At 74.3% G+C, this 18,653-nt stretch carries 15 protein-coding genes; 8 read left to right on the forward strand and 7 right to left on the reverse strand.

Features of this window, described 5'->3' with window-relative positions; all coding sequences use genetic code 11:
* Positions 1-289: 289 nt before the first annotated feature.
* Genes ACZ7EC_RS26975 through ACZ7EC_RS26995 form a run of 5 tightly spaced genes read left to right on the forward strand, consistent with a single transcriptional unit; the run spans position 290 to position 5,773 of the window.
* Positions 290-1,225, forward strand: a complete 936-nt coding sequence (locus tag ACZ7EC_RS26975) for a beta/alpha barrel domain-containing protein (RefSeq protein ID WP_471066514.1) — start codon at positions 290-292, stop codon at positions 1,223-1,225.
* Positions 1,222-2,007, forward strand: a complete 786-nt coding sequence (locus tag ACZ7EC_RS26980; RefSeq protein WP_471066516.1) for an alpha/beta fold hydrolase — start codon at positions 1,222-1,224, stop codon at positions 2,005-2,007. Before ACZ7EC_RS26975 ends, ACZ7EC_RS26980 begins: the two co-directional genes overlap by 4 nt.
* Complete coding sequence (locus ACZ7EC_RS26985) at positions 1,997-4,204, forward strand: isocitrate/isopropylmalate family dehydrogenase (RefSeq protein WP_471066517.1); 2,208 nt, start codon at positions 1,997-1,999, stop codon at positions 4,202-4,204. Before ACZ7EC_RS26980 ends, ACZ7EC_RS26985 begins: the two co-directional genes overlap by 11 nt.
* Complete coding sequence (locus tag ACZ7EC_RS26990; protein ID WP_471066518.1) at positions 4,201-4,902, forward strand: RraA family protein; 702 nt, start codon at positions 4,201-4,203, stop codon at positions 4,900-4,902. The genes ACZ7EC_RS26985 and ACZ7EC_RS26990 overlap by 4 nt, the downstream gene beginning before the upstream one ends.
* On the forward strand, positions 4,889-5,773 hold the full coding sequence (locus ACZ7EC_RS26995) for a DUF6282 family protein (RefSeq protein WP_471066520.1): 885 nt from the start codon (positions 4,889-4,891) through the stop codon (positions 5,771-5,773). Before ACZ7EC_RS26990 ends, ACZ7EC_RS26995 begins: the two co-directional genes overlap by 14 nt.
* A gap of 78 nt (positions 5,774-5,851) precedes the next feature.
* Here ACZ7EC_RS26995 and ACZ7EC_RS27000 read toward each other — a convergent pair whose 3' ends face one another.
* From ACZ7EC_RS27000 to ACZ7EC_RS27020, 5 genes are all read right to left on the reverse strand, one after another.
* Complete coding sequence (locus tag ACZ7EC_RS27000; RefSeq protein ID WP_471066521.1) at positions 5,852-6,754, reverse strand: LysR family transcriptional regulator; 903 nt, start codon at positions 6,752-6,754, stop codon at positions 5,852-5,854.
* 184 nt (positions 6,755-6,938) lie between these two features.
* Entirely contained in the window at positions 6,939-8,219 is a 1,281-nt protein-coding gene (locus ACZ7EC_RS27005) for a multidrug effflux MFS transporter (protein WP_471066523.1), read from the reverse strand.
* A gap of 101 nt (positions 8,220-8,320) precedes the next feature.
* Positions 8,321-8,518: a 4-oxalocrotonate tautomerase family protein gene (locus tag ACZ7EC_RS27010; RefSeq protein WP_397983351.1), complete on the reverse strand. Its 198-nt coding sequence runs from the start codon at positions 8,516-8,518 to the stop codon at positions 8,321-8,323.
* Positions 8,519-8,732: 214 nt separating this feature from the next.
* The gene (locus tag ACZ7EC_RS27015) at positions 8,733-10,241 is read right to left on the reverse strand and encodes a cellulose binding domain-containing protein (protein WP_471066525.1); all 1,509 of its coding nucleotides are present in this window, start codon (positions 10,239-10,241) and stop codon (positions 8,733-8,735) included.
* A gap of 138 nt (positions 10,242-10,379) precedes the next feature.
* The gene (locus ACZ7EC_RS27020) at positions 10,380-11,717 is read right to left on the reverse strand and encodes a radical SAM protein (protein ID WP_471066618.1); all 1,338 of its coding nucleotides are present in this window, start codon (positions 11,715-11,717) and stop codon (positions 10,380-10,382) included.
* Positions 11,718-12,691: 974 nt separating this feature from the next.
* Between ACZ7EC_RS27020 and ACZ7EC_RS27025 the strand changes: the two genes are divergently transcribed.
* Together ACZ7EC_RS27025 and ACZ7EC_RS27030 are read left to right on the forward strand one after the other, a co-directional pair.
* Positions 12,692-13,936: an FAD-binding protein gene (locus ACZ7EC_RS27025; RefSeq protein ID WP_471066527.1), complete on the forward strand. Its 1,245-nt coding sequence runs from the start codon at positions 12,692-12,694 to the stop codon at positions 13,934-13,936.
* 187 nt (positions 13,937-14,123) lie between these two features.
* On the forward strand, positions 14,124-14,849 hold the full coding sequence (locus ACZ7EC_RS27030) for an alpha/beta fold hydrolase (RefSeq protein ID WP_471066620.1): 726 nt from the start codon (positions 14,124-14,126) through the stop codon (positions 14,847-14,849).
* Here ACZ7EC_RS27030 and ACZ7EC_RS27035 read toward each other — a convergent pair.
* Positions 14,783-15,589, reverse strand: a complete 807-nt coding sequence (locus ACZ7EC_RS27035; protein ID WP_471066529.1) for an isocitrate lyase/PEP mutase family protein — start codon at positions 15,587-15,589, stop codon at positions 14,783-14,785. The genes ACZ7EC_RS27030 and ACZ7EC_RS27035 overlap by 67 nt on opposite strands.
* A gap of 102 nt (positions 15,590-15,691) precedes the next feature.
* Here ACZ7EC_RS27035 and mmuM point away from each other — a divergent pair, with 102 nt between their 5' ends.
* Complete coding sequence (mmuM, locus tag ACZ7EC_RS27040) at positions 15,692-16,639, forward strand: homocysteine S-methyltransferase (RefSeq protein ID WP_471066531.1); 948 nt, start codon at positions 15,692-15,694, stop codon at positions 16,637-16,639.
* A gap of 245 nt (positions 16,640-16,884) precedes the next feature.
* Here mmuM and ACZ7EC_RS27045 read toward each other — a convergent pair whose 3' ends face one another.
* Positions 16,885-18,453, reverse strand: a complete 1,569-nt coding sequence (locus tag ACZ7EC_RS27045) for a carboxylesterase/lipase family protein (protein WP_471066622.1) — start codon at positions 18,451-18,453, stop codon at positions 16,885-16,887.
* Positions 18,454-18,653 lie beyond the last annotated feature (200 nt).

Here is an 18,653-nt window from a genome sequence, read left to right on the forward strand (position 1 = left end):
CCTTCCGTCACCGCCCCTCACCTTGCATCTTGCGCGCCGAAACCGCTAGCATCCGTTCCGCCTTCGGGGGTGCGGCCGACAAATTGACGAGGCATTGGCCGCGCCTTCATGAATTCCGGGTTCGCATTCACACGAGCCCGTGAAAGTATCAAACGGGGCAACGGGGGACGGGGGAAATCACCAGCATGTGTCAGTTATTCATTGACACCGGCTTTTTCGTTGCAGTTCGCGATGCACGCCACTTTTCTCGCCTTCCCGGCCGCCACCTCGGACAGTCAACGGAGGAGACATGGTCACCAATCTCGATGTGACGCTGCGAGACGGGGGATACCGCAATAATTTCGACTTCACCCTCGACTACGCCCTGCGGCACGCACAGGAGAGCGTCGCGGCCGGTATCGAGTGGGTCGAGATCGGGTACCGCAAGGGGTCTTTCCAGCCCAGACCCGGCCTGGGGCTGACCGGCGTGGGCGCCGACGACTACATACGCGCCATGGCCGAGGTCATACCGCCCGAGCGGATCTGCATGATCCTGCACCCGAAGAACATCGGTGAGGACGACCTGGCCCAGATGTACGAGGCCGGCGTACGGCTCGTGCGGTTCTGCCTGCCCTCCACGACGCCCGAGCCCGGTCTCGCCGCGCTCCGCAAGGCGGCCGGCCTCGGCTTCACCACCACCGTCAACATCACCCGCGTCAGCCAGCTGGACCGGCGGCGGCTCGTGGAGCTGGCCGCGCTGTCCGAGGACGCGGGCGCGGACGTGATCTATCTGGCGGACTCCAACGGCAGCCTGCTGCCGGACGAGGTCGCCCGGCTGGTCACCCTGGTGCGCTCGGTGACCAGCTCCGCCATCGGCCTGCACGCGCACAACAACCTGGGCCTGGCGCTGGCCAACTCCATCGCGGCGGTCGACGCGGGCGCCACCTGGATCGACTCCTCGGTCCTCGGCATGGGCAAGGGCCCCGGCAACCTGATCACCGAGCAGTGGCTGGCCTACCTGGGCCGGGCCGGCCGCGCGGACCGGTACGACCTCGGGCGGATCCTGACCCTCGCGCACCGCATGGAGTCCGAGATCGCCGAGGCCACCCCCTCGCTGCCGCTGCCCGACCTGGTCCTCGGCCACTTCGACCTCTCCGTCGAGGAGCGCGCCAAGCTGCCCGCGGACCACATCGGCGCCGCCTTCAGCGCCGCGCGCGAGCTGACCTCCCCGGTGGTCGCGGCATGACCTCGTCCGTCATACCGGACACCCCGGTCGCGGTGCGCCTGGGCGAGGCGGGCGCACCCCGCACCGCCTGTGTGCTCGCGCCCGTGCTGGCCCGGTGGGACGAGGGCGCCTTCTTCACGCCGGTCGCCGGGGCGCTGGTGGCGACCGGTCACCGGGTGACGGTGTACGACACCCTGTCGCTGCTGCGCGACGGGGACGACCTCGCGGCCCTCGCCGACCGGTGGGCGGGGGTCCTGCGCGCCGAGGAGCCCGACGTCCTGGTGGGCAACGCGCTGGGCGGCGCCGTCGTCCAGCTTCTCCTCGGCCGGCCCTGGACGCACGGGGCCGACGTGGTCCTGCTGTCCTCCCCCACGGTCGCCGACGCCGCGCTCGACACGACCCTGGAGCGCATCGCGGCGGCCGCGGCCGACGAGGGTACGGCCGCCGCGCTCCACCTGCTGCACGAGGTGGTCCGCGGCCCGGCGGACCCCGCGCCCGTCGCCGGCGATTCCCCCGGCGACGAGGACCCGCTGTCCGGATGGCGCCTGGCCACCGGCCTGCGGCTGCTTCACCGGGCCGACCTCCGCGACCGCGTCGAGGCGTTCCCCGGCAGGCTGCTGCACGTCTACGGCACCGCGTCGCGCCTCGTGGGAGAGCAGCATCTCGCAACCGGCCCCGGCCACACGAGCGTCGGCGTTCCGGGGGCGGGCATGCGTCCCCACGCCGACCAGCCGGAAGCCACCCGGCGGGCCGTCGCCGCGTTCCTGGCACCACAGCACACGAAGAGGATCCATGACCAGTAAGACCGTCGCGGTACTTCCCGGCGATGGCATCGGCCCCGAGGTACTCGATGCGGCCCTCCCGGTGATCGACGCCCTCGGGCTGCCGATCACCCTCGAACACGGCGACATCGGCTGGGAGTTCTGGCGCACCGAGGGCGACCCGGTGCCGCAGCGCACCTGGGACCTGATCGGCCGCAGCGACGCGGTGCTGCTCGGCGCCACCACCAGCAAGCCGGGCCGCGAGGCGCTCGCCGACCTCGCGCCGCAACTGCGCGAGCGGGCCCCGCAGTACGTGTCGCCGATCATCCAACTGCGCCAGCGCCTCGACCTGTTCGCCAATCTCCGGCCGGTCGAGAACCACCTGGGCGGCACGCCGTACCGCTTCTGCGTCGTGCGGGAGAACACCGAGGGCCTGTACGCGGGCCTCGACTGGGACCAGGTGCCCGAGGAGATGTGGCCGCTCGTCGCCGGCCACCCCAACGCCCGGCTGAGCGGCCGCGAGGCCACCACCGCGAGCGTGCGGATGCTCACCCGGCACGGCCTCGACCGCATCCTGCGCTTCGCCTTCGAGCACGCCCGCGCCCACGGGCACCCCCGCGTCACCCTCGCCGACAAGCCGAACGTGCTGCGGCGCAGCAGCGCCTACGCCCGCGAGCGCCTCGAACTGATCGCCGCGGACTACCCGGAGATCGAGTACGAGATCCTCAACGTGGACGCCGTCGCGCTGTGGATGGCGCGCCGCCCGGAGCGCTTCGGCGTCATCGTCGCCGAGAACATGTTCGGCGACATCCTGTCCGACCTCGGCGGCGGTGTGATGGGCGGGCTCGGCCTCGCGCCCAGCGCCAACATCGGGGAACGGGGCAACTACTTCGAGCCGGTGCACGGCAGCGCCCCCGCCCTCGCCGGGACCGGCCGGGCCAACCCGCTCGCCGCGTTCCTCACCGTCGGGCTGCTCCTGGAGCACCTCGGCTTCGGCGAGGCCGCGGAGCAGGTGCGGGAGGCGGTCGGGCATGTGACGCGCCGCCGGGACCGGGTGACGTACGACCTGGGCGGTACGGCGACCACCACCGAGTGCGCCGCGTCCGTGCTGGACGCCTGCCGTGCCGTGCCGCGCGTCCACACCGCGGCCGTGGTCACCGTCGGGGACGAGCTGCTGCGCGCGGTCCTGGAGGACAGCAACGCGGGCGAGGCGTCCCGCAGGCTCGCCGCCCGTGCCGTACCGGTCCGCGTCCGGCACACCGTCGGCGACGACGAGGCCGCGATCGCGGACGCCGTGCGCACCTCCATCGGCCGCGACGACGTGATCGTGGTGATGGGCGGACTCGGTCCCACCTCGGACGACGTGACCCGCGTCGGTGTCGCCCGCGCGGTGGGACGCCCGCTGGAGCACCGTGAGGAGGCGTGGCAGGGCGTGGTCGAGCGGCTCACCCGCTTCGGGGTCGCCGTGCACGAGGACAACCGCCGCCAGGCGCTGTTCCCCGAGGGCGCCGAGCTGCTGCCCAACGCCAACGGCACCGCCTGGGGCTGCCGCGTCGAGGTCCAGGGCACCACCGTGGTGATGCTCCCCGGCCCGCCGCGCGAGTGCCTGCCGATGCTCGACGCCTTCCTGCGCGACGGCATCGCCCACCTTCCCGAACCGGAACCCGTCGTCACGGTGTTCCGGCGCACCCTCGGCGTCATCGAGGCGGATGCCGCCGCCGCGGTGGACGCCCTGGTCCGGGACCTGGGGCTGCGGGTCAAACCGGCCTACCGCTGGCACTACCCCTACGTGGACATCCGGATCGACTGCCCGCCGGAGAGCGCGGGGGAGCTGGCGAAGCGGCTGGACGACGCGCTCGGCGCGTACGTCGTCACCAGGCGGGAGCGCACCGCCGTCCAGGAGCTGGCCGAGTTGCTGGACGCGCGCGGCCTGGACCTGGCGGCCGACGACCGGGTCACCGGCGGCCGGTTCGCCGCCGAGGTGGCCGCCGAGCGGGAGCCGTCCGGCGAGCCGGAGTCCTCCGGCCGGGTGGCCGTGACGCTGGACGCGGTCTGGGACGGCGGCGGCCCGCGGGACCACACCGGCACCGTCCGCCTGCTGTGCACGGTGCACGACGGGGACCGGGAGCACACCGGTGAGCTGACCGTCCCCAACCGGGGCCCCGAAGTCCTCGGGTACGCCGGCCAGTTCGCAGCCTGGACCATCGCCCGCCGCCTCGTGGAGGAGACCGCCGCATGACCACCGCATCCGCCGAGCCGCTGCTCGACAGCGAGCTGCGCGCACGCCTTGCGCGGCTGGACACGGCCGCCCTCTCCGACGCGATGGACAGCCTGCGGGCCGCGCCGTGCGTGCTGCCCGGCATCGCCGCCCGCACCCCCGGCACCGTGGCCTTCGGGCCCGCGTTCACCCTGCGCTACCGGCCCGTCGAGGACGACGGCGCCTTCCACAACGCCGCCAACTACATCGACGACGTGCCGCCCGGCTCGGTCGTCGTGGTGGACAACGGCGGCACCGGCGCCTGCACCAACTGGGGCTCCCTGCTCACCTCCGTGGCGCTGCGCCGCAAGCTCGCGGGCACCGTCGTGCACGGCGCCGTGCGCGACGTACGGGAGACCCGCGAGGCCGGGTACCCGCTGTTCAGCACCGCCGTCACCATGGTCAGCGGCAAGAACCGGGTGGTGCTCGAACGCACCGGCGCCGAGCTGGACATCGCCGGCACCCCGGTCCGCCCCGGCGATCTGGTGTTCGCCGACGACAACGGGGCGCTGCGCATCCCCGCCGACCTGGTCGGCGAGGTGGTCCGGCGCGCCGAGGCGGTCGAGCGGACCGAGCGGCGGATCCGGGCCGCCGCCGCGGACGGCACCCGGCTGGACGAGGCGCGGGCCCGCTACGGCTACGCGCGCCCCTGGGAGGACGAGGGCCGTGACGACGACTGAGCCGCGGCCCGCGATGCCCGCCGCGCGGGCGGCGTTCGTGGACGTTCATTACCACGTCGGCCCGGACGCCTATGTACGGCGGCACACCGCCGCCTCGGCCGGCGAGCAGTACGCCCGGCTCGGCGGCTGGGTGGTGCTGAAGAACCACCTGGGCTCCACCGCGGCCCAGGCGTGGGAGGCCCGGCAGCAGGGCCTGCCCGTGTCCGGGTCGATCGTGCTCAACGACATCGCGGGCGGCCTGGACCGCCGGGCGGTGGAGCAGGCGGTCGTGCAGCACGGGGAGGACAGCGGGCTGCGCCTGATCGTCCATCTGCCGACGGTGACCGGGCGGACCCACACCAGCCGCCTGGCCCGTACCCCGGCCCATCCGCTGCTGGCCCGCGACGGGCTGCGGCCGCTCACCGTCACGGACGCGGACGGCGCGCTCAAGCCCGAGGTGCGGGAGATCCTGCGCATGGCCCGCGACCTGCCGATCGTGATCTCCACCGGCCACGCCGACGGACGCGAGGTGGCCCTGCTGGTCGAGGAGGCGGTGCGGCTCGGCACACCGCGGCTGATGCTCAATCAGCCGGCCAACCCGATGACCGGTCTGAGCTGCGCCGATCTCCTGGACATCGCCTCGGCGGAACCCGTCTGGGCCGAGCAGACCGCGCTGACGTACCTGCTGGGCTACCAGGACTGGGACGACTTCTCCGGCGTCCTCGCCAGGGTGCCGCGCGTGGTCTACAGCTCCGATCTGGGGCAGACCTCGCAGATGGACATCGGGGAGTGGACGGCGCACAGCCGGGACTGGTTCGGGAAGGCCGATCTGGACGAGGCCCGGATCACCGAGGTGGTGCGCGACGCGCCACTGCGGATGCTCGCTCTGTAAGGGGCCGGGCAGACCGGGCGGCAAGCGCCCCGTGCGGGACCGGAGTCCGGGTCCCGCACGGGGCGCGCCGCGTGCCGGTCAGACGGCGCCCATCGCCTTGCGGCGGACCCGCGCCGCCGTCTCGGTGAGCAGTTCCAGGCGCAGCGGGTCCGCGTCCTCCCGCAGCGCGAGGAACATCCGCATGGTGATGGGGTCACCGTCCAGCGGGAGCAGCGCGATCCGGCGCGAGGTGACCGTGTCGGCCGCCGTCGGGTACATCAGGGTCCAGCCGTCGCCGCTCGCGCCGATCTCCGCGAGGGTGTCCTGGAACCCGGTGAACGGCGCGCCGTAGGTGGGCTCGAATCCGGCCTTGCGGCACGCGGCGACCACGGCGTCGAACAGCGCGGGGTTCTCGCCGCGGGAGGCGATGCGCAGCGGCACTCCCGCCAGGTCGGCGAGGTGCAGGCTCGTGCGGCGGGACAGCGGGTGGGCGGCGGGGAGCGCCGCCACCAGGGGGTCGTGCCAGAGGGTGAGCAGCCGCAGTCCGGGGGCGCTCTCGACGCCGCGCACGAACGCGGCGTCCAGCCGGCCGGCCCGCACCCCCTCCAGGCGGTGGTGGGCGCCGAGGGTCTGGAACTCGAATCGGGTGCCGGACCCGGCGTCGGGCAGCGCGTCCAGGAAGTCGTCCAGGCGCTCCCCCAGCGCGGAGCTGATCCCGACCCGGAAGGTGGCGTCCTTCTGCGCGGCCAGCCGCCGGGCCTTGGCGGCGAAGGAGTCCAGCGCCTTCAGCAGTTCGCGGCCCTCGGGCAGCAGGGCCTGCCCGGCCGCGGTGAGGGTGACCGAGCGGCTGGAGCGGTCGAACAGCTGGGTGCGCAGCTCCCGTTCGAGCCTGCGCACCTGCTGGCTGACCGCGGGCTGGCCGATGTGCAGCCGCTCGGCGGCCCGGCCGAAATGCAGTTCCTCCGCGACGGCGACGAAGTACTGGATCTGGCGCAGTTCCACAGGACCCCCCGATCCTCGATGGGCGGCCCGGTGATGGAAATATGGAAAACCTGTGCTGATGAATAGATCAATACAGACTTCGGGGCCGCCGCAGAGGAATCCTCGCACACGTGACAGCGGTACCCGTACGCGCACCGGCGTCGTACGGGTACCGCTGTTCTCGGTCGTGCGACCGTGCACGGCCTCATTCCATGGCGGCTTCCTGGAGGTCGGCGGCGGGCCGGTCGGCCGGGCGCTCGCGCACCGGCGCGGGTGCGGCCGGGGTCGTGCGGGCGGCGAGCGACAGGAACAGCCCGAAGGCGCAGATGCCCAGCACCGCGGCGGTCAGCACGAACCAGCCGAGGGCGAACAGGTCACCGGCGGGCAGCCGGCTGGAGAGGTAGATGCCCAGCGAGGCGGAGAGCAGCTGGAGCGCGCCCATCAGGCCGGAGGCGGAACCGGCGGTCGAGCGGAACGTGGTGACGCCCGCGCTCATCGACAGCGGCAGCAGGAACCCGTTGCCGAACGTCATCACCGGCATGAAGACCAGCACCAGCAGACCCCAGCGCCCGCCGGCCCCGCTGAGCCCGAGGCCCAGCATCATCAGCGCGCCCACGAGGAAGAAGCCGTGGCCCGTCCACAGCAGCCGGTTGACGGACCGGGTGCGGACCAGGGCGCGCGAGGTGAGGTTGCCGGCGACGTAGGCGAGGGAGACGGTGATGTAGCAGTAGCTGGTGGTCTCGGTGGCCAGCCGCATCTTCTCGAACACCAGCGGGGAGGCCGCGAGGTAGCCGAAGTAACCGCCGTAGGCCACGCACAGGTTGACGGTGTAGGCCCAGAACAGCGGGCGGGACAGCAGCTTGGGGTAGCTCTTGAGGGTGGCGCCCAGGTGCTTGCTGCGCCGCTCGGGCGGCAGGCTCTCGGGGATCGCGGTGACCATCGCGAACAGGGTCACCAGGCCGATCGCCGCGGTGACCACGAAGGGTGCGCGCCAGGAGACGTATGTCGTCAGGTAGCCGCCGATCAGGGGCGCGACGGACGGGGAGACGCCGACGATCGGCATGACCGTGGCGAACATCCGGGCCGCGTCCTTCTCCTCGTACAGGTCGCTGATCACGGCCCGGCCCAGCACCATGCCGGAGCCGGCGCCCAGCGCCTGCAGGAGCCGGCTCGCGCCGAACACCTCGACCGTGGGCGCCGCGGCGCACACCAGCGAGGCGAGGACGAACAGGCCGAGCCCGGAGACGATGACGCGCTTGCGGCCGTACGCGTCGGATATGGGTCCGTAGACCGCCTGCGAGAGGGCGATGCCGATCATGAAGGCGCTGAAGGTCCACTGCACCGACGCGACCGGGGTGTGGAAGGCGTGCGCGGTGGCCGGGACGCCCGGCAGGTTGATGTCGGAGGCGAACAGGCCGCCCGCGTTCAGCGAGGACAGGACGGCGAGCAGCAGCGCGTAGGGGGTCCGGGTGGATGCGGTCTTCATGACACGTGGCAACTTCCTTGGGTCACCGGAAGGGAAGCCGTTTCCGGGCGGAACGGGGGGATGTGCGCCCGGAAACGGCGGATCGGGGTCGGCCCGTGGATTCAGCGCTTGGCGGCGCGGGCGGCGAGCGTCTCCCCGGCGATGGACCAGCTGTCGGTGCCGATCTCCTGCACGGTCACCCAGACGCTCTCCGGCTTGCTGCCGGTGGCCCGGACGTACGCGTCGGTCAGCTCGCGGACCAGTTCGGCCTTCTGCTCGGCGGTCTTGCCGGGGGTCTGCTGCACGTGGATGAGAGGCATCGCGTTCTCCTGGATCTAGGTCGCGCCGAGGGCGCACGGTCCGCGGCCCGTTCGGCCGGGATCCACCGTGGACCCAGTCCAGCACCGCGCCGGGGGCCGTCCAAGACGCAATCCACTCTGAGAACGATCACGACTCGTGATACGTCCAGGTGAGCCGGGTGTGAGACACCTGGTGAGGTCGAGACCAGTCGACCCGGACGGGGGCGCGGCGGGGCTATGCGCAGGGCCGGCCGTCGAGTGCGAAGGCGGCGGGGGCGCGGTCGGCGCCGGTCCGGGTGCCGGTGAGGCCGAAGGACACCGGGATGCGGGCCGGGACGCTCCGGTCGGGGCCGGTGGCGGTGATCCGGGCGCCGTTCTGCCGGGCGGTGGCGCCCCGCATGCGGACGACCCGCTGACCGTCCGGGAACGTCCAGCCGACCCGCCATCCGTCCAGGGCGCGCTCGCTGGTGACGGTGACGATGGCCTGGAAGCCGCCGGACCACTCGCCGGCCCGCTGGTAGGCGACGTGGCAGCGGGGCGGCACAGCGGTCGGGGACACCGGGGTGCCCAGCGGGCCGTGGGCCGGGGAGGACAGACCGCGGGGCGGGGAGGCGGAGGCCGGGCCGGGCTTCGTACGGCCGGGGTTCCGGCCGCCGGGGGTGGCGGGGACGCGGGCGGGGGCGGACGGGGAGGCGGACTTCGGCGCCGGCTTGGCCGTGGACGTCCGCGCTGGCTTCTCCGCCGAGCCCGGCGCCGGCGTCGGTCGCGGCGTCGGCTCGGGTGCCGGGGCGGAGTGCGCGGGGGTGGGGCGGGCTCCGGTACGGCCGCCGCGGGCGGGGGCGTGGCCGGACGCCCCGGTCGAGCCGGCGTCGTCGGGCGCCCCGCCGTCGTCGCGGGTGGCGGCGGTGTCGTCCCGCGCGGTGAAGGAGTCCGCGCCCGAACCGCCGGGCGCCATGAGCGAGGCGCCCAGTGCCAGTGCCGACAGCAGCAGCGCGGTGGCGAACATCCCGCCGCCGCGCAGCAGCCGCCCGAGCCCCGGACGCTCCTCGGGTTCACCCCTGGGGGGATCCCCCGCACGCCCGTTCCCGAGCCGTGTCTCGGCGGACCGCCGGCGCCGCTCCAGATAGTCGGGCCCGCCCCAGCCGAGCACCCCGCCCGCCAGCACGGCGGCCAGCCGGGCGTTCTCGGGCTCCGGATCGTCACCCCGCGCGCGCCGCCAGCGCTCCCGGAACAGCGCCCGCACCCGGTCGAGTTCGGCCCGCACGGTGGCCGGGTCCAGCCCGAGCCGGTGTGCGGCCGTGGGCAGCGGCAGGGCCTCCACCTCGGCCAGCCACAGCAGCGCCGCGTCCCTCCCGCCGAGTTCGCGCAGGGCGCGCAGCACCGGCGGGTGGGCGCGCGGCGAGCCGGTGAGGCGGGACGCCTCGGGCGAGGCCAGCCACTGGGGCAGACCGGGGGCGAGCAGCCGGTCCTGGCCCGCGGCCGCCCAGGCGGCGGCCGTGGCGCGGACGGCGGTGAGCAGGGCCGGGATCATGGGCAGCGGGGCGGGGCGGCGGCCCGCGCCGCGCACATGGGTGCGCCCGGCGGCGCGGACCTCGCGCATGCCGCGGGTGAACGCCTCGGTGGCCAGCCGGTGGGCGGGGCCGGAACCGGAGGCGCACAGGGCGGCGTACGAGAGCACCGCGGCCCAGGACTCCGCGAACAGCGCGGCCTCGGCGTCGTCCTGGGGGGTCGGCAGGTCGGGCATGGGACTCCTGCATCACGGGCGAGGTCAACTCACCACAGGGACGACGGAGTTGGCATAAACCTCGCGGAACCGAGCCTTTCACGGGCCCGGCCCCGCTGACAAGCGCCCCGTGCGCGGCCGGTCACGCAGGGTCGCGGTTCAGGCCGTGACCGGCTCCTCGTCCCCGGCCGTCTCCTGCGCGGGCAGGCTGTCCATGAACGAGCTGACCGAGAAGACCGCGCGGCCGGGTCCGGGCGGGCCGTAGCCGGGCGGGGAGGACAGCCCGAAGTCCTCCATGGTCTGCCGGTAGGCCTGGAGCAGCCGGATGTGGTACTCCAGCGGCGCGCCCTGCGGGTTGGCCTTGCCGAGCGGGGTGGTCGGCTCCGGGCACCAGGTGGTGAAGCGGGGCGTGATGCCGTGGGACATGAAGAAGCGCAGGCCCTCGGTGGTGGACGCGATCGCCTCGTCGACGGTGGTGAAGCCGAAGGGCTCCGCCATCTCCACGCCGGCCACGAAGTTGGGGATCACATTGCGCGCGCCGAAGATCTCGGCGGAGTCCAGGATCCGCTTGTGCCACTCGTCACGGCCGACGTAGCGCTCCTTGCCGGGGCAGTACAGCTCGAACAGCCGGCGGTCCCACACCTCGAAGTTGGGGTGGTAGATCTGCACGCCGTAGTCCTTGAACCGCTGCACGTCGTCCCTGGGCAGCGCCTGGGCGACGACCTTGCCGATCCAGCGGCCGGGGAAGCGCTCCTCGATGGCCTTGGCGTAGTGGCCGTAGAAGTCGGCCTCGTCGCGCCCGGCGACCGTCTTGGTGATGGCGCCGCCGGTGAGGGTGTAGGCGGTGGACGCCTTCTGGGTGTCGTACCGGTCGATGATCTCCAGGGCCTCCAGGACCTCTTCCACGTCCTTGACGCCCGTGTAGGGCCGCCCGGCGGCCTTGTGCTGGCGCCAGTTGTGGTTGATGTCGCAGTACTGGCACTCCTCCTTGGCGCCGAAATACTGGCAGACCCGGAAGACGGTCAGATAGATGAGGTAGCCCCACTGGATGGTGGGCGCCACCTCCATCACGGACTTCCCGTTGGAGAGGGTGTGCCGGTAGTACTCCGGCATCGGCGGCACCCCGACGTCGGCGATGCGCTTGCCGTCGAGGTAGAGGCCGAGCACCCCGGCGTCGTCGGCGGCGACCCGGTAGGGCGAGGCGGGGTTCACCCGTACGGAGACGACCGTACGGCGCAGGTCGTACGGTCCGCCGGTGAGGATGATCTCCTCCGGGGGCCGGCGCAGCGCGGCCTCGCCCAGCTCGGGCAGGGTGCCGTGGTCGAAGGAGAAGATGAAGTAGGACTTCGGTTTGACGTCCCCGTCCTCGTTGTCGCTGAGGGCGGATTTGTCGAAGGCGACACCGCCGCGGAGCAGGTCCTCCTTGAAGACGGCTTCCCGCGGCACGTGCGGGAACCGCTCCATCAGATCCTCGACCAGTGCGGTGCGTGTGCCCATCCGTATGTCTCCTCCCGGCTCAGGCGTACGGCCCAACCGTATGCCCCCGGCTCGCGCGGAGCGGTGCCGGGTCCCGTGGGCGCGCCCGTCAGGGGTTCCCCGGCGGTCCGGGATCAGGCCATCCGGTCCAGCGCGGCCGGGTCGACCGCGTGGCGCAGTGCCTCGCCGGCCGCGAGCCGGGCGGCCTCCTCGGCCACCACCCGGCCGAGGGGCCAGCTCGTTGCCCCGGCAGCCGGCCAGGTGCGGGGTGACGAAGGCGCCCGGCAGGCCGGCCAGCGGGGAGCCGGCGGGCAGCGGTTCGGGGTCGGTGACTTCCAGGACGGCGCGCAGCCGTCCGGTGCGCACGCGGGCGGCCGGCAGCAGTTCGTCCAGGGGCAGCAGCGGCACCCCGAGGCGCTCGGCCTCGGGGGCGCCGATGGCGGGGTCGGCGAGGCGGACGGCGAGGTCGTGGGGGCGCAGCAGTCCGATCAGCCGGCGGCCCACGCGGGAGGCGCCGACGATTCCCACGCGGCGGCCGTGGTTGCCGAGGCCGGGGCGGATCGCGCCGTACGGGAAGTCCCGGCGCTCGCGCAGTTCCTCGCGCAGGGCGAAGACGTCCTTGCCGGTGATCATGGCGAGGGTGTACTCGGCGACGGGCAGGGCGTTGGCGTCGGCGGCCGAGGAGACGAGGATGCCGCGCCGCCACACCTCGGGGGGTGAACCCCTTGACCGACCCGGCCGCGCGCACGCGCGGACCGAAGTCCTGGGCCACCAGGGCGGGATCGAGGTCGAGGTGGGTGCGCAGGCGGGCGAGGAGGCCGGGCGGGAAGACGTACGCACGTTCTCGGCCGCCATGGCGAACACGGCCTGCGGGCGCTCGGGCAAGGACGGACCCCTCGGGCTCGGTGCGGCGCGGGCGGCAAGCGGTCTCTACCGTAGGTCGCGGCGGATCAGAGGGTCGACGGACCCGCCGCCCCGGCGAAAGGATCGGCAGCATGAGGGAGACGGTGACCAACTGGGCCCGCACCATCGCCTACGACGCGAAGGAGTTCCAGCGTCCGGCGTCGCTCGGCGCGCTGCGTGCCGTGGTGTCCGGTGCGGCGAAGGTGCGGGTGCTGGGCAGCGGGCACTCCTTCAACCGGGTCGCCGATCCGGGGCCGGACGGTGTGCTGCTGTCGGCGGCGGGACTGGCGCCGGTGATCGAGGTGGACACGGCGGCGCGGGCGGTCCGCGTGTCCGGCGGGGTCCGTTACGCCGAGCTGGCCCGCGCGGTGCACGCCCGTGGTCTCGCCCTGCCGAACATGGCCTCGCTGCCGCACATCTCGGTGGCCGGTTCGGTGGCGACCGGCACCCATGGCTCGGGCGTGGCCAACCCGCCGCTGGCCTCGGCGGTGCGGGAGGTGGAGCTGGTGGTCGCGGACGGTACGACGGTGACGATCGGCCGGGGCGACGCCCGCTTCGACGGCGCGGTGACCTCGCTGGGCGCGCTGGGCGTGGTCACCGCGCTCACCCTCGACCTCGAACCGGCGTTCGACGTGGAGCAGCACGTGTTCACCGAACTGCCGCTGGAGGGGCTGGAGTTCGAGGCGATCGCCGGATCGGCGTACAGCGTCAGCCTGTTCACGGACTGGCGGGAGCCGGGATTCCGCCAGGTGTGGGTCAAGCGGCGCACCGACCAGCCGGCGGTGGACTTCCCGTGGGCGGCACCGGCCGCGCGCCCGCTGCATCCGGTGCCGGGCATGCCCGCGGTCAACTGCACGGAGCAGTTGGGCGTCGCAGGCCCCTGGCATGAGCGGTTGCCGCATTTCCGGGCGGAGTTCACGCCCAGCAGCGGGGAGGAGATCCAGTCGGAGTACCTGGTGCCGCGCGCGGCGGCCGTCGGCGCGCTGGAGGCGGTCGACGGGATACGGGAGGCCGTCGCGGGAGTGCTCCAGACCTGCGAGGTGCGGACGATCGCCGCCGACCGGCAGTGGCTCAGCCCGGCCCACGGGCGGGACTCGGTGGCGCTGCACTTCACCTGGGTACCGGACGAGGCGGCCGTACTGCCCGTGGTGCGGCGACTGGAGGAGGTGCTGGAGCCGTTCGAGCCGCGTCCGCACTGGGGGAAGGTGTTCGGCATGCCGGCGGGGGTGGTGCGCGGGCGGTACACGCGCCTCGGCGACTTCCGGGAGCTTGTCCGGTCCCTGGACCCCACGGGCAAGTTCACCAACGCCTTCGTCGCCGGCATCCTGGACACCTGACCGACGTCCGCCGCGCCCACTCCCGGCAGCGGCGACGACACCGGATAGGTCGGGGATGTCCCGCCCGGTCCTGGTGCGCTGCCGCGTAATTCGGAGGCTCGACAGCCTTGCGGGACGTACGGTCGGCCGGTCGGAACGAACGGCCGGCCGCAGGCGCCGGCCCCCGAGAGGACGGGCGATGACCGAGATGGCGGACGGGGACCGCGACCACTACGACGTCACGGGCGAGGGGCCTGTGCTGTTGCTGCTGCCGGGCGGCGCCGGGCACCCGATGGGGCTCGGGCCGCTGGTCGAGCGGCTGGCAGCGCGGTTCACCGTGGTGACGTACGACCCGCTGGGGCTCGCCCATGGCCGGCTCGGCCTGCCGGTGCCGGAGCAGCGGGTGGCGGACTGGAGCGAGGGGGCGCACCGGGTGCTGGCGGCAGTGCTGCCCGAGGGCGAGTCGGCGTACGTGTTCGGTACCAGCTCCGGTGGGATCGCGGCGCTCGACCTGCGCGCGCGGCATCCGGAGCGGCTGGCGCGGGTGATCGCGCACGAGCCGCCGTGCGTCACCGTGCTGCCCGACGGTGCCGAGCGGCGCGCCGAGCTGCTCGGGCAGCTCGACGGCGGCGAACGGCCGCCCGCGGAGGGCGAGTCGGCGACGCCGATGGGGGTCTTCCTCGGCCGGGTGCTGCATCCGTTCACCGCCTACACACCGGTCCCCGCGCCGGGGCCGGCCCCTGCGCTCACCCTCGTCGCGGGCACCGGTTCACGCGGTCAACTCCTGCACCGTACGACCGAGTTCCTGGCCGGGCGGCTGGGCGCGGCGTTCACGGAGTTCCCCGGCGGCCACCTGGGCGCGCTCGATCACCCGGCGGAGTTCGCGGACCTGCTGACCGGGGCGCTGCGCTCCAGCGCGCACACCTCGTCGTAGGAGGGCGTCGTACCGCCCGGCGCCCGCCCCGCGGCGATGTCGGTCATCGCGTCCAGCGCCGCGCCCAGCGCCCTGCGGTACAGCAGGGAACCGAGGCTGATCCGGGCCACACCGAGGCCGGCGAGCTGCGGCACGGTGGGTCCGGTGGGCGAGTGGAGGATGTTGAGGGGGGCGCCGAGGCGCGGCACCAGGCCGGCGATGCGGGCCGGGTCGGTGAGGCCGGGCACGAACACGCCGTCGGCGCCCGCCTGTTGGTAGGCGTCGAGACGGCGGAGGGTGTCGTTCTCGTCGCCGTGGCCCAACCAGTAGGTGTCGGTGCGGGCGTTGACGAACATCCCCGGTACGGCGGCCTTGACGGCATGGATCTTCGCCGCGAGCAGCACGCTCGCCCCGAGTCCGTCCTCCAGGTTGACGCCGACCGCGCCGGCGTCCCACAACTCCGCTGCCAGCCGCGCCGCTTCCTCGGGGTCGTCGCTGAAGCCGCCCTCCGCGTCGACGGACAGGTGGTACGGCCCGGAACCGAGGTTCCGGGCGAGCCGTACCGTGTGCCCGCGGGTCGCCGCCGCCCCGTCGGGCAGCCCGACGGCCGCCGCCACCGCGAGGCTCGACGTGGCGATCGCGGGGAAGCCGCGGGCGGCCAGGGCCGCGGCCGAGGCGTGGTCCCAGGCGTTGGGCAGCAGCAGCGGCTCGCCGGGCCGGTGCAGCGCGGCGAAGGACGTGGCTCCGAGGTCTGCGGTCATACGGATGACGCTAGTCCACCGCAACGCGTAGGGCCCCGGTGTCCTGCCCACCTCCTGGACACCGGGGCCGCTCCCCCGCCCCGGTGGACTAGCGTCACCCGTATGACCGGCAACGCCTCCACCCCCACCCTCGCCGCGGCCCTCGCCGCCGGGACGGTCGTCCTCGACGGCGGGTTGTCCAACCAGCTGGAATCCGCCGGGCACGACCTGAGCGACGAGCTGTGGTCCGCGCGGCTGCTGGCCGAGCGGCCGGAAGCGATCACCGAGGCGCACCTCGCCTACTTCCTGGCGGGCGCGAGCGTCGCGATCACCGCCAGCTACCAGGCCACCTTCGAGGGCTTCGCCCGGCGCGGCGCCGACCGCGCGGAGGCGGCGCGCCTGCTCGCACTGAGCGTCCGGCTGGCTCGGGAGGCGGCCCGGCGGGCGCGCGGCGCCGGCGTCGTCCGCCCCTTGTGGGTGGCGGCCTCGGCCGGGCCGTACGGCGCGATGCTCGCGGACGGCTCCGAGTACCGGGGCCGCTACGGGCTCACCGTCGCCGAACTGGAGCGCTTCCACCGGCCCCGCCTGGAAGCACTGGCCGCCGCCGGCCCCGACGTGCTGGCGCTGGAGACCGTCCCGGACACCGACGAGGCCACCGCGCTGCTGCGGGCGGTACGCGGCCTCGGGGTCCCGGCCTGGCTGTCGTACACGATCGACGGCCGCCGCACCCGCGCCGGGCAGCCCCTGGAACGGGCCTTCGCCCTCGCGGCGGACGCGGACGAGATCATCGCGGTCGGCGTGAACTGCTGCGCCCCGCAGGACGCGGCCCCCGCCGTCGGCCTCGCCGCCCGTCTCACCGGCAAACCGGTGGTCGTCTACCCCAACAGCGGCGAGTCCTGGCACCCCGACACCCACTCCTGGACCGGCCCCGCCACCTTCGGACCGGCCGAGGTCACGTCCTGGCGCGCCCGCGGGGCACGGCTGATCGGCGGCTGCTGCCGGGTCGGCCCGGAGAGCATCACCTCGATCGCGCGGACCCTGGCGACGGGGGCCGAGACGGGGACGGGCTGACCGGCGGTTCCCCGGCCGTCCCCGGCTCCGGCACCCGGTGGCCGCGGTGCGCCCGGCCTCCGGGTGCCGCACCCGCGGTCGGACGGCTGCCTCATGGCGGTCCCGCAGGGCGGCGGCGAGCTCGTCACTCGCCCGGCGCAGTCGCTACGCCGAACCGGTCGGGGAGTTGCTCACCGGGGCCGGCTGAGGGCGGCACGGATCAGCGGGCACCGGGCGCCGCCGAAGCCGGGCGGCCTTCGCCGGAGTCAGTGGCGCCGTGCGACCACCGAGCGGCGCAGGCGACGCATGGCGGCGGCCAGTTCGGCGCCGGGGGCGCGGGGGACGGAGGCGGGGCGCGGCGGCGGGGTGCGCGGGGTGGTGGTCCAGAGGGCGTACTCGGCGTCGCGGGGGCCGTGGGCGGTGTAGGGCGCGCCGTCGCCGAAGACACGGACGGGGTGGGTGGGGTTCCAGGCTTCCCAGCCGGGGTCGCCGGTGGTCGCGAAGCGCACCCAGGCGCCGTGCATCTCGTCGCACAGCTCCTGCGGGGCGCCCTCGCCGGCCAGTTTCCGGGATTCCGGCAGGTCGCCTGAGTCGAAGACGAAGCCCAGCTCCAGGGCGTGGCAGGCGCGCAGGTCGGGGCGGCGGGAGGGCCAGGCGAACTCGTAGAGGTGGCTGGTGGCGGGGCGGGCGTCGGCGAGGCGGCGCAGCGGGACGCGCAGGATGTGGTCGGTGACCATCTGGCCGACGATCTCGGCGGCGCCCGCCTCGGGGTGCAGGGCGCGGTAGCCGCGCGGGACCTCATGGCTCGCGTGGCAGCGGGCCATGGCCCCGGCGACGGCGACGGCCCCGAGTCGGTCGACGTGCTCCAGCAGGCCGCCGGGCACCAGCCACAGCCGGTATTCGTCCCGTGTCCAGCCCATGAGCAGGTCCACGCCCCGCGCGGTGTCGCCGTCGATCAGGGCCTGGAGCGGGTCGCGGGGCACGAGGTCGCCGTCCACGACGATGCCGAACGCCGGTCCGCCGAGCACCGGGCCGGCGAGCCGGCCGGCCTCGGCCTGGGTGCGCAGCAGCACGTCGCGGTCCACGGCGGCGAAGGCGGCGGCGGTGGCCGGGATCTTCAGGCGGGCGGCCATCCGGCGCACCATCCGCCGCACCCTGTCCCGTTCCGAGACCTCCGGCGGGCCGCTCTGCAGCACCGCGCGGCGGATCAGGCCATCGGTGTGCGGGGAGGCGAGCAGGACGCCCGCGCTGATCGCGCCGGCCGACTGGCCGCACAGGGTGACGCGGTCCGGGTCGCCGCCGAACGCCGCGATCGTCTCGTGCACCCAGCGCAGCGCGGCGAGCTGGTCGCGCAGGCCGGGGTTGGGCGGGGCGTCCGGGAACAGCCCGTAGCCCTCGATGCCCAGCCGGTAGTTGACGGAGACGAAGACGACGCCGTCGCGGGCGAAGGTACGGCCGTCGTAGACGGGCACGGCCGAGGAACCCCTGGTCAGGGCTCCGCCGTGCAGCCAGACCAGGACGGGCAGCCGGGCGCCGGGGGCCGGGTCCGGCGTCCATACATTGAGGTTGAGGCAGTCGTCGCCGGGGATCGAGGGGTCGGAGAGGTACTGGGCGAACGCTTCGGAGTACGGCGGTTTCGGCGCGGTCGGGCCGAACGCGGCGGCCTCCCGCACCCCGTCCCAGGGCACGGGCGGCTCGGGGGGCCGGAAGCGGCGGGGGCCGACGGGCGGGGCGGCGTACGGGATGCCCCGGAACACGGCGACGCCGTGCTCGTAGCGGCCGCGTACGGCGCCGTGCGGGGTGCGGACCACCGGGCCCGCCGGGTCTGCCGTCATCGCCCACCAGCCCTTCGCCGTCATGCACCTTTCACATGTACAGCACCACAGGAGGGTGTTGCATTCCGGTGCACAGACCTCCGACTGGGCCGTTCGGTGTACCGGTGCGGGAAGGCTTCGGCGGGTGGGGGTGGGGTGACGAGGGCCGGGGGGCCTCCTTGCGGAGGGGGCCCGGCCCCCGTCACCCCGGCAGGCGGTCG

This window comes from Streptomyces sp. NPDC037203, assembly GCF_055605065.1.

Excerpts from the sequence above, each read along its gene's own strand:
- ACZ7EC_RS27010 (WP_397983351.1), bottom strand. The coding sequence starts at position 8,518 with ATGCCTCTCATCCACGTGCAGCAGACCCCCGGCAAGACCGCCGAGCAG.
- ACZ7EC_RS27015 (WP_471066525.1), bottom strand. The coding sequence starts at position 10,241 with ATGCCCGACCTGCCGACCCCCCAGGACGACGCCGAGGCCGCGCTGTTC.
- ACZ7EC_RS27005 (WP_471066523.1), bottom strand. The coding sequence starts at position 8,219 with ATGAAGACCGCATCCACCCGGACCCCCTACGCGCTGCTGCTCGCCGTC.
- mmuM (WP_471066531.1), top strand. The coding sequence starts at position 15,692 with ATGACCGGCAACGCCTCCACCCCCACCCTCGCCGCGGCCCTCGCCGCC.
- ACZ7EC_RS27045 (WP_471066622.1), bottom strand. The coding sequence starts at position 18,453 with ATGACGGCAGACCCGGCGGGCCCGGTGGTCCGCACCCCGCACGGCGCC.
- ACZ7EC_RS27030 (WP_471066620.1), top strand. The coding sequence starts at position 14,124 with ATGGCGGACGGGGACCGCGACCACTACGACGTCACGGGCGAGGGGCCT.
- ACZ7EC_RS26975 (WP_471066514.1), top strand. The coding sequence starts at position 290 with ATGGTCACCAATCTCGATGTGACGCTGCGAGACGGGGGATACCGCAAT.
- ACZ7EC_RS27025 (WP_471066527.1), top strand. The coding sequence starts at position 12,692 with ATGAGGGAGACGGTGACCAACTGGGCCCGCACCATCGCCTACGACGCG.
- ACZ7EC_RS26985 (WP_471066517.1), top strand. The coding sequence starts at position 1,997 with ATGACCAGTAAGACCGTCGCGGTACTTCCCGGCGATGGCATCGGCCCC.
- ACZ7EC_RS27035 (WP_471066529.1), bottom strand. The coding sequence starts at position 15,589 with ATGACCGCAGACCTCGGAGCCACGTCCTTCGCCGCGCTGCACCGGCCC.
- ACZ7EC_RS27020 (WP_471066618.1), bottom strand. The coding sequence starts at position 11,717 with ATGGGCACACGCACCGCACTGGTCGAGGATCTGATGGAGCGGTTCCCG.
- ACZ7EC_RS26990 (WP_471066518.1), top strand. The coding sequence starts at position 4,201 with ATGACCACCGCATCCGCCGAGCCGCTGCTCGACAGCGAGCTGCGCGCA.
- ACZ7EC_RS26980 (WP_471066516.1), top strand. The coding sequence starts at position 1,222 with ATGACCTCGTCCGTCATACCGGACACCCCGGTCGCGGTGCGCCTGGGC.